Annotated in this window: 9 protein-coding genes; 5 read left to right on the forward strand and 4 right to left on the reverse strand. The window is 55.5% G+C overall.

The features are described 5' to 3' along the window. Positions 1-3 precede the first annotated feature (3 nt). Positions 4-1,125 (reverse strand): GntR family transcriptional regulator, encoded by a 1,122-nt coding sequence (locus OSO_RS0125735; RefSeq protein WP_010585922.1) that lies wholly within the window; start codon positions 1,123-1,125, stop codon positions 4-6. 312 nt (positions 1,126-1,437) lie between these two features. Here OSO_RS0125735 and OSO_RS0125740 point away from each other — a divergent pair, with 312 nt between their 5' ends. Continuing rightward, positions 1,438-2,268, forward strand: coding sequence for an aldo/keto reductase (locus OSO_RS0125740; protein ID WP_010585923.1), 831 nt, complete (start codon positions 1,438-1,440; stop codon positions 2,266-2,268). A 46-nt stretch (positions 2,269-2,314) separates the two neighbouring features. Continuing rightward, positions 2,315-3,559, forward strand: coding sequence for an MFS transporter (locus OSO_RS0125745; protein WP_390511169.1), 1,245 nt, complete (start codon positions 2,315-2,317; stop codon positions 3,557-3,559). 99 nt (positions 3,560-3,658) lie between these two features. On the opposite strand, the gene OSO_RS0125750 is transcribed toward OSO_RS0125745, so the two are convergent. Both OSO_RS0125750 and OSO_RS0125755 read right to left on the reverse strand, forming a co-directional pair. Then, positions 3,659-4,945, reverse strand: a complete 1,287-nt coding sequence (locus tag OSO_RS0125750; protein WP_010585925.1) for a hypothetical protein — start codon at positions 4,943-4,945, stop codon at positions 3,659-3,661. A gap of 144 nt (positions 4,946-5,089) precedes the next feature. Beyond that, on the reverse strand, positions 5,090-5,497 hold the full coding sequence (locus OSO_RS0125755; protein ID WP_010585926.1) for a hypothetical protein: 408 nt from the start codon (positions 5,495-5,497) through the stop codon (positions 5,090-5,092). A 386-nt stretch (positions 5,498-5,883) separates the two neighbouring features. Here OSO_RS0125755 and OSO_RS0125765 point away from each other — a divergent pair, with 386 nt between their 5' ends. Beyond that, entirely contained in the window at positions 5,884-7,662 is a 1,779-nt protein-coding gene (locus OSO_RS0125765) for an arylsulfatase (RefSeq protein WP_010585928.1), read from the forward strand. Between the two features lie 402 nt (positions 7,663-8,064). Here OSO_RS0125765 and OSO_RS0125775 read toward each other — a convergent pair whose 3' ends face one another. Beyond that, positions 8,065-8,703, reverse strand: coding sequence for a flavin reductase family protein (locus OSO_RS0125775; RefSeq protein WP_010585929.1), 639 nt, complete (start codon positions 8,701-8,703; stop codon positions 8,065-8,067). Between the two features lie 212 nt (positions 8,704-8,915). On the opposite strand from OSO_RS0125775, the gene OSO_RS48565 reads away from it, so the two are divergent. Together OSO_RS48565 and OSO_RS0125790 are read left to right on the forward strand one after the other, a co-directional pair. After that, positions 8,916-9,533: a hypothetical protein gene (locus OSO_RS48565; RefSeq protein WP_010585930.1), complete on the forward strand. Its 618-nt coding sequence runs from the start codon at positions 8,916-8,918 to the stop codon at positions 9,531-9,533. Positions 9,534-9,884: 351 nt separating this feature from the next. Beyond that, positions 9,885-10,292 (forward strand): transposase family protein (locus tag OSO_RS0125790; RefSeq protein WP_010585931.1); only part of this gene is annotated, 408 nt, incomplete at its 3' end.

The following is a 10,292-nucleotide window of genomic DNA, read 5'->3' on the forward strand; positions in this document are numbered from 1 at the left end:
CGGCTACCGCCCATGCATCAGGTAGGCACCGCACGATTCACGAACAACCAGCCTGGCCGGCAGTACGAAGCCGCGTGGCGGCAACGAGGGATTCTGCATGCGGTCGAGTAACGCACGAAATGCCGTCATCGCGATTTCGCGGCAAGGTTGATGCATGGTCGTGAGTGGCGGCGAAAGGAGCGTGGCGTACTTGATGTCATCAAATCCAACAACGCGGAGTTCCTTTGGAACGCGCAAATTGGCTCGCTCAAACGATTGGATCAGCACGGCCGCCACGCGGTCGCTTGAACAAAGCACCGCGTCCAATTTATGGCCGGCCATCAAACTCTTCACCAGTTGCGGATCATCTGGATCTCCCAGACGCACGAACTTCTTCGGAATCGGAAGTCCATAGTCGAGCAGTGCCTCACGTGATCCCGCAATTCGTGAATTCACCGTCGGAGCCGAGAACGGAGGAGCCACAAACACGAGTTCCTTACAACCAAGTTTCAGCAGATGCTCCGTCAACTGATAGGAGGCAGCGAAGTTGTCGACGCTCACCAAATCGAAATCACTTCGATGAGGAAACGCCGTGATGTCGCGATCCAGGAGAAGAACGGCAATCCCCGCCTGTTGCAGTCGCTCTGCCAATCGACGGTTCACCTCTTCCATTCCCGAAGTATGTTCGAATGGGGCGAAGAAGACGCCACCGACGCGTTTCTGAATAAACTGCTCACACAGCGACTCTGCGTCGTGAATGCGTTCTTCATCAGTCTGCTGAGGCGACGGCGTTCCGCACCACACAAGCCCGATCTCGTCGCCGCGTGTGAGGCTGGCAAGTTCGCCACAAATCACTTCGAAGATTTCGGTTTTCCCCAAACCAGGGATCAAAAGCCCAAGTTGAGGCCGTTCTGATTTTGACGCCACGTGAGGAGCGGATAGAAATGTCCCCGAACCGACACGACGCTCCAAGAGACCTTGCTCTTGAAGTTCGCGCAGCGCTCGTGCAGCCGTGGGACGGGACACTCGAAAACGTTTGACCAGTTGTCCTTCGCTGGGCAGCTTCCCCGCCGGACCGTACCGCCCGGCGGCGATCTCTTCCAGCAGTTCACGCGAAATCTGTCGGTACTTGGGTTCCGAAACCATGGGCTGCTGCCTAGACAAGTGGGCGAATTGACATGACAACTTTATCTGACAACTTTGCGGTAGATGTCAACACATCTGCAGTCTACCTGCCTATACTGTCGATGGACAGACGAAGCCATCCCAGTCGCTGACTCACAGGCCAGCAGAATGACATGGGACTGGTTTGCGATCCCGAAATGCCCGCCTGCAGGAACCAATTTGTTCTGCGGGCCATTCAGGAGCCGTTGACGCCAACCTTTTGTCCCAAGAAGGCACGCTCATGCTGCGTGTCCTCGTCCATTCAGCTCCCTTGGCTTGTAACGAGACTCTCCGATGACCACGCCTCAAAGACGCCTCTTGAACGACGGCCACCAACTGCCACTGATCGGTTTTGGCACATGGCCGCTCGACGACGATCAGGCGACAATTGCCGTCGATGCCGCACTTCAAGCCGGATATCGGTTGATTGATACTGCCGCTCGCTACGGCAATGAGGTCGGAGTGGGACGAGGCGTCCGTGACAGCGGAATACCTCGACAGGACATTGTGCTGACAACGAAGCTGCGTGGATCCGCGCATGGCTACGACAACACCTTACGTGGCTTTGATACAAGCCTGAAACGACTAGGTACAGACTATCTCGATCTGTACCTGATCCATTGGCCGCAACCGACAGTGAACCTGTACGTCGAATCTTGGAAGGCATTCATTCGGTTGAAGGAAGAGGGTCTCGTTCGCTCGATCGGTGTCTCGAATTTTCTCCCCGAGCATATCGATCACTTGCAGCAGGCCACCGGCGTACTGCCCGCAGTCAATCAGATCGAACTGCATCCCAACTACTCGCAGCTGAACCTGCGTCAATGGCTAGTTCAGAAAGGGATTCTTGTGCAGTCTTGGAGTCCGTTGGGGCAGGGGGAAGAACTGAACCAATCCGCCATTCAAACCCTGGCGCGTAAGCACGATCGAACCACCGCTCAAATCGTATTGCGCTGGCATTTGCAGTTGGGACTCTTGCCGATTCCCAAGTCGCAGAATTCCCAACGCATCCAACAGAACATCGCGATCTTCGATTTCTCGCTTGATCAAGACGATCTCGCGGCGCTCGCAACGCTGGAGGCAAATCATCGCCTGGGCGAAGACCCGACCAGCTTCACGGAAGAATAAAGACCTGTCGAACTTCAAAATGTAAGGCAATGGCATGGTGTCGGTGATGGAAAGCAGAGTGATCTCAAGTCCGATCAGCCGCTCCGGGTGGGCAGAGATCGCCATGGGGATCGGCGGTTTTGGGATCGGCACGGGCGAGTTCGTGATTATGGGTCTTCTGCCGAATGTGGCAGAACAGATGCACGTCTCAGTCCCCGAAGCGGGATATTCCATTAGCGCCTACGCGGTCGGCGTGGTCGTCGGCGCACCATTGATCTCGGTTTTTGGGGCCCGTTGGCCCAGACATTTATTGCTCACGGTCTTGATGTCATGGTTCGCACTGGGAAACCTGGCGAGCGCCTGGGCGACGGATTTTGTTTGGCTAACGGTCTTCCGTTTCCTGACGGGAATGCCGCACGGAGCCTATTTCGGCGTCGCATCACTCGTCGCTGCGTCGCTCGTGGCACCGGAACAACGAGGACAAGCCGTCGGCCGAATGATGCTTGGATTGACGATTGCTACCGTTCTCGGAGTGCCGCTGGCAACATGGCTGGGCCAATCCTGGGGATGGCGTTCCGCCTTCACGTTCGTGGCGCTGATTGGTGCCGCGGCAGCCAGTGCGATCTGGTCGACCGTTCCGCGCCGTCCCGCTGACCGCAACGCCACACCACTACGTGAACTGGGTGCTCTCCGAAAGCCTCAAGTTCTGCTGACCCTCGGAATTGGCTCTGTGGGATTCGGCGGGCTCTTTTGCGTTTTCAGCTACATCACACCGACCATGGTCCAGGTCGCCGGATTGCCCGAGTCCTGGATGCCGGCTGTGCTGGCCCTGTTCGGAATTGGCATGATCTCTGGCAATCTACTCGGTTCGCAACTTGCCGATCGAGCACTGATGCTCACGATTGGCGGAGCCCTGATCTGGAACATCGTCGTGATTGGATTGTTCTCGTTCAGTGCGCATTATCTCTGGCTGGCCTTGCTCAATATCCTGCTGATCGGGCATGGTGTGGCCCTGGTTCCCGCCCTCCAGATCCGCTTAATGGACGTTGCCGACGACGCCCAGACGCTTGCCGCCGCGTTGAATCACTCGGCATTCAATATCGCCAACGCACTCGGCGCCTGGCTTGGTGGAGTCGTCATCACGGCGGGCTATGGCTGGGCTGCCACGGGTTGGGTCGGAGCCGTGATGGCCCTCGTTGGAATGGCCATTTTTTTGATTTCAGCGGCACTCAAGAAACAGCCCCCTCTGGATTCAAATGAGAGCACGACCATTCTGTCAGTAAGTTCGGCCACCGCGGCGTCGCTGGAATGAGCGGACGAGACGACGGACAGATTCGCGAGTCTCGCCCGCAGGCTCGCTGGCCTGCGGGACGCGAGTTTCTCGGCATATCAATTCCAGCTTGAATCTCCGCTAGTTGGGTGAATTGGAATTCGCGACGGCGTCATCAGCGGAATCCGGTTTCGGAAGGCGAACAAGAACCCACTTTTCCGTCTTTCCATACTTGTGAATGAGAGCCGGTGCTTCGCCGCTCGTCAGATTGCTTAGGCCCGCTTCCATGAAGAAGTGTTGGTTATTTCCCACCGTCCACGCGGCGCGCTGGGATTCTTTTTCGACGGCACCATGAATCGGCTGAGCGTGGTCCGTGAGAAGATCGGTATAGTTGCCCTGCAAAATCCCCTGCTTGTTGATAGCAAACTGCAGCGTCAACTGCGGATGTTGTTCTTCACTTCGAACAAGAGCAAACACTCCAAGCGGCAGCCATTCCTCTGTCGGATCGCTGACCGCGTTCTGACCTGTCATCGCAAGATCAGCGGCTTGCTGACTGTAAACCTCGCCGGTACCGACGTCTCGGCCATCCACGAAGACATTGCCATTCTGATAGGTGACGTTGTCTCCGTATCCGTAGGAAACGGGCGTCGTGTTGGCGTATCCACAATAGGCAGCGACTCCCGCCATGCTCGTGGCTGTCCATGCCGCCCCCGCCGGCCAACCGGATGCTCGCCATGCGCCGGGATGATCCGAGTGCCATTGTTGGTTGTAGAGATTCGGGTGATCAAATGAGTTTGCAACGGCGGCATATCCTGCTGTCGCAGCAGCCGCACCTGACGTTTGATTGCGGTTTGCGATCGTCGCTCCCGCCGCAGCTCCTTCCAAACCTGATGCTGCAGGCTGATTGCGGTTTGCAGCCGCCGCCCCAAGGGCCGCCCCTTGCGCTCCCGAAGCCGCAGGCTTGTTCCGATTCGAAACGGCGGCGCCAGCGGCGGCTCCTTCTGCCCCGGTCGCCGCTGGCTTATTTCGATTGGCAGCCGCGGCACCCGCCGCAGCGCCCTCCGCGCCGGATGCTTGTGATGGCTTATTCTTGCCGGACGCACGTTCTGCTGCGACCCCTTCAGTTCCTCCTGGTTGCGAGGATCGATTCTTTTCCGCCGCTTCCTTTCCTTGATTCGTGGAAGCGCTCTTGCCATCCGACCACGCACCGCCCGGCGACTTACCACCGCCTTTGTTTTCATGACTCGGCGTCTCGCCACCTTTGTGATGTGGCTCATTTCCCTTGCCTTGTTTTTCCCCTTCTTTGCCCTGCCTCTCACCGCCCTTGTTCTGCTTTTCCGCACCTTTCCCGCGCGGTTCGCCCGACGCTACGGTGACCGCGAGACACAACACAATCGCCGCCGCAACACCAAAAGATTGCCGCTTCATGATCACTCTTTTCAAAACAGGAAATGCCGCACGTCACGAGTCGTGACTTGAAGTCAGTAGACAAGACTTCACTATGAACTTCAAGAGGCAGTCATTACGAACCCGGATTGATCATTCGTCCTGCCCAGTCAGATCCTGGTGGCATCAACGACGATTCAAGCAAACAATGGCCCAGGCGGACATCGCCAGATGAAGCACAACGGCAGGCCACAAGGCCACTCCTTTCAGGCCGGCCCCAAGTCCGGCATAGGCGAGAATCGCGGGAACAAGAAGGTCGTAAACCAGCATGGCAGCCACGAGCCCCTTTGCGGAGCAGCTTTTGACATCGTCTCGCGCTAACCAGCAAGCGATGCCCAACGACAACAGCCCAGCCCCCGCGACTCGAGCGACCGTCAACGGAATCGGAGCGTCGATCAGTACTCCAACCAGAGCCCGTAGCGCAGTAGAGGGCAGGCACAGCAATGAAGCGCCTGCGACGAGTTCCGTCACCGATGTCACGGTGTGAAAGGCAATCATCGATCGAAAGCGACTGTCTTTGGGTGGCACGCTCATCTGTCCTTCACTTTCAGATTCGGTGAACTTCGGCAGACACTCGCAATCGACGAAAAAGCAACGACGTGTATTTGCGCAAAATCACGTATCTCTTTTTTCGACGAGAATACTATCGCATCGTACTGGATATCGACCAAGTCGAGCGGTATCGTCCAACGCGCGACATTCATGAAAATCGATCATTCATATCGACGTCATTTCAGACAGATTGCAATCAAGACCAGCTTTGGAATGCTGAGTTCCAACCGACTCGCACACAGATCATACCGGTCCTCGTCTTCTTGTCCGTTTGTTTCCCTTCGTGACAACACGACCGCGAACGAAGTGACGACGGCGCCCACAAATGCTGGCGTGATTTTCCCACGTCTCTATCGAAAAGAGTCAACATGAACATTCGTCAGACCCTATCGGCAATCGGCACGGTCGTCGCTGGTACGATTCTGGGACACTTCGCCTCGGCGATTCAGTCCGCTCCTGTGCAAATCGCATCGGCGGCGGTCACACCGTCCGCGGTTGCGAGTCCCAAGCGAGTGAATGTTCCCGCCGCAATACCGGAAGTCCCCGTCGCGAATCCGTTCTGTTTCACCTCGAAGCCGCAGAACGAACGCGTCCTCGCTCTAGCCAACGCGCAAACGCCAACGGGTTCAAGCAAAAAGCCCAATATCCTGGTCATCATGGGTGATGACGTCGGCATCTGGAATATCGGCGCATACCATCGAGGAATGATGGCGGGACGAACGCCGAACCTGGACAAGCTGGCGGCACAAGGGATGTTGTTTACGGACTACTATGCGGAAGCAAGTTGCACTGCGGGTCGCGCCAACTTCATTACGGGCCAACTTCCCAAGCGGACAGGGATGACCACCGTGGGTCAAGCGGGCTCGGCCATCGGCCTGCCCGCGCAAGCCCCAACGATTGCGACGATCTTGAAATCACTGGGCTACGCCACGGGACAATTTGGCAAGAATCACCTCGGTGATCGCAACGAGTTTCTGCCCACGGTACATGGGTTCGATGAGTTCTTTGGATACCTCTATCACCTCGATGCGATGGAAGATCCATTTCACAAGAACTACCCGCCAGAACTGCGGGATTCCGTTGGACCTCGAAACATGCTTCACAGTTGGGCGACTGACAAGGACGATGCAACAGAACAACCTCGATGGGGCAAGATCGGCAAACAAAAGATTGAAGACGCCGGCACCCTCCCACCAAAGCGGATGGAAACGGTCGACGATGAAATCCTTGAACACACGTTGAAGTTTATCGACAAAGCGAAGAAGGACGAAAAACCGTTCTTCGTCTGGTTGAACCCCACACGCATTCATATCGTCACGCATTTGTCTGAAAAATACGAAAACATGCGGACACCGCAGAATGGCTGGGCCACCGTCGAAGCGGGAATGGCTCAGTTAGACGACATCGTCGGCTCGATGATGAAAAAGCTCAAAGACGAAGGAATGGAAGACAACACGATCGTGATGTTTACTACTGACAACGGCACAGAAAACTTCACCTGGCCGGATGGTGGACAAACTCCGTTCGCGGGAGGCAAAGGGACCGTCATGGAAGGCGGCTTCCGTGCGCCGGCCATGGTCCGCTGGCCGAATCACATTCCTGCAGGGAAGGTCGAGAATGGAATCATTTCGGGAATGGACTGGTTGCCAACGTTTGTGGCAGCGGCGGGCAATCCGAAAATCGTCGATGAATTGAAGGAAGGCAAGAAGCTCGGGGATGCGACTTATAAGGTTCACCTTGATGGCTACAACCAATTGGATCTGCTCACGGGAAAAACCCCTTCGGCTCGCCACGAGATCTACTATTTCGCAGAAGGAACCTTAGGCGCCGTTCGAATCGATGACTTCAAATATCGATTCATCGATCAGCCAAGCGGATGGTTCGGGGGAACCGTGAAAGTCGATGTTCCCATTCTCACCAATCTGCGGCTGGACCCCTTCGAGCGCACAGGCTTCACAGGGTCGATTGAATACTTCGAATGGTTCAAGTTTCAGTTCTGGCGATTCGTTTATGTCCAGCAACAAGTCGCAAAGCTGGCTCAAACCGCGATCGAGTTCCCACCGATGCAAAAGGGAGCGAGTTTCAATCTGGATGCGGTGAAGGAACAGATCGAGAAGGCAATTTCGGCTCACAGTGCGGGCAAGTAGCAACGGAAAATCATGGGCACTTCAAGAGCCCCTTTCCGCTCGAGGCGTCGGCGCACATTGATGAATGACGATGTCATTGCAGGCCACGCGAAAGCGACGGATACGGCCTGCCTCCCATTGAGGGAGCAGGGGACATCATGTGCGCGCCGCCATCGATTGCCGACACGCATCTCGAAAAAACAATCCCCATTCAATTTGGACGCGCCGAAGGATTAAGTATTGGCGAAGACTTGGGATCAGCTGTCGATTTCCCGTATCAGTTGCCTTCAAATTCACAGGCACGATCGGAAAGGTGACTGCCAAACTCAAATGAGCGACAGCCCAGGCACGACCGATCCAACACTCTGATCACCGCAGCGTCACCCATCAGATCCTCATGAGGTGACTCGTATATTTGCGGTACTATCCTCCATGTTCGCTCGTCCATTGATCGACGGGAATTCGATCCATTTGGAACAGGTCCGACGTTTTGGCATACCAACCCGCTCCATGCATCCTTCCGATCAACTTCAGTTTTGGAGTGTCCACGTAATGCTTATTCGCATCAATCAGCATGTCATCGCGAATGTGCATTGCCAACACGCGACCAAGGATCAAACCGCTCGAAGGACCGAGTTCCACAATTTGCAGCAATTCACATTCGAAAGCGACAGGACTCTCGGCGATTCGCGGCGGCTTGATGTGGGTTGAGGCCAACGTTGTTAAAGACGCCTGTTCCAGCTCATTCACCCCATAGTCGAACTCGATCGCGGTGACGTTCATCGCGCTCGCATTGCTTTCCGAAACGAGATTCACCACGAACTGATTGGTCTGCTGAATGTTCACCCTGGTGTCTTTGGGGCGTCCAGACTTGTGGCTGCCGACTCCAATCCCTACGACCGGCGGGTCCCCCGCAAACGCGTTAAAGAACGAAAACGGTGCCGCATTCAAGACACCTTGAGCGTCCTGACTAACCACCCAGGCAATTGGCCGAGGAGTGATGGTTGAAACCAGTAGCTTGCATCGCTCTTTTGGATCGAGCTCGGCAAAATCGAAATACACGTTGTCATCCTGAACTTGGCTTGGGTTCAATACCGGGGCAGTCTCTCAAATGAAAGCATGACGGTGAGCGAGACACAACGCGAGTGGGCCTAACGCTCATCAATCGTGCCGGTTCCTGATAACGTCCGCGACGGACTTGGCACGGGCCGGGTTGAAAAATGCGATATCCTTCCATCGGCTCACCGAATTCAACCACAGGAGAAAGCGCAGCGATGGCCATCAACAAACCCAGTCTCGGATCGTCGGCGTTCGAGAAATCCCTCCGATCGATCAAAGTCGATAAATCGCATGAGCACGCCGAAGTGCTCTTACTCACCTGCATTGACTTCAGGTTTTTCACACTGATCGCAGAGAAGATGTCCAGGATGGGCCTTGCCGGGAAGTACGACCACTTCATACTCGCCGGTGCTGCACTAGGGGCCACACTCGACTTCAGTGACGCTCATCTCCCCGAACCGAAGGCACCTGAGTGTCAGTGCAAGCCTCTGTTGCCGAGACTGCACTGGCAGCAGGTCTTCCTTGAACATTTGCAGATTGCCTTGAAACTGCACAACACGATCAAGCGAGTCATCATCATCGAACATCGCGAATGTGGAGCGTACAAGACGTTCCTCAAACCGGAAGGGTACCCCAAACCGATGCCGAAGCGAGACCCCGAGCGAGACGCGCATAAAGCTCAGTCGGACAAGCTTGAAAGAATCATCAAAGCACACTTCCCAAGCCTACGAGTGGACAAATGGCTTGCCCAACTCAAACCAGCGGGAGTCGGTCCTTTACGAATTCTTGCGCCGGACGCGATCGACGCGTTGGAGATCGAATCGTTAGGCTGAAAGCCTATTGAAATGAGGAACAGGCGCTCATGCATTCATGGCCCTTTTAAGTTCGGGAAGTCGCATTTTCATCGGCAAGGTGTGACAAGGCTGAAACAGCCCCACGCGGTGTCACACGTCTTCTGCGATGAAAACGCGTCAGCCCCAACCGTTAAACGGTGACGTCGGCAACAGATGATCCAGTTCGAATCGCGCTTTGAAATGTCTTGGCAAATCGAAAATCGATCAGTGCTCCAGAAGTTCAGAGAACTGAATCGATTCAATCCTAACGCGAGCAGCGACGTTATCGACATACGCAGCAAGTGGCATTTTCTGGTCCATCCGGAAATTCTGTGGGTTTGATATATTTGCATGATTTCTGGGAGTGCGGCGGTGCAGGATCGGGAATTGTATCAGCAGATTCTTGGGCTGAAGAGTCCTTGGACCGTTTCTGAGGTGTCGTTGAGTCTTGAGCAACAGCAGGTCGATGTCTTCGTTGAGCATCCTGGAGGCACGAAGTTTTGTTGCCCCGAGTGCGATCAGTCATTGCCTTGTTACGACCACACGGCCGAGCGTCAGTGGCGGCATCTGGATAGCTGCCAGTTCAAGACCATTCTTCACGCGAGCATCCCGCGCGTCGATTGCCCGACGCACGGAGTGAAACAGGTGAACGTACCCTGGGCCCAGAAAGGCAGTCGCTTCACGATCCTGTTTGAGCGTTTTGCGGTTGAGGTGTTGTTGGCGACTCAAAATGTGAAAGGCGCGATGGGCATCTTGCGA

The sequence above is a fragment of the Schlesneria paludicola DSM 18645 genome (genome assembly GCF_000255655.1).
In the GTDB taxonomy this organism is placed as follows: domain Bacteria; phylum Planctomycetota; class Planctomycetia; order Planctomycetales; family Planctomycetaceae; genus Schlesneria; species Schlesneria paludicola.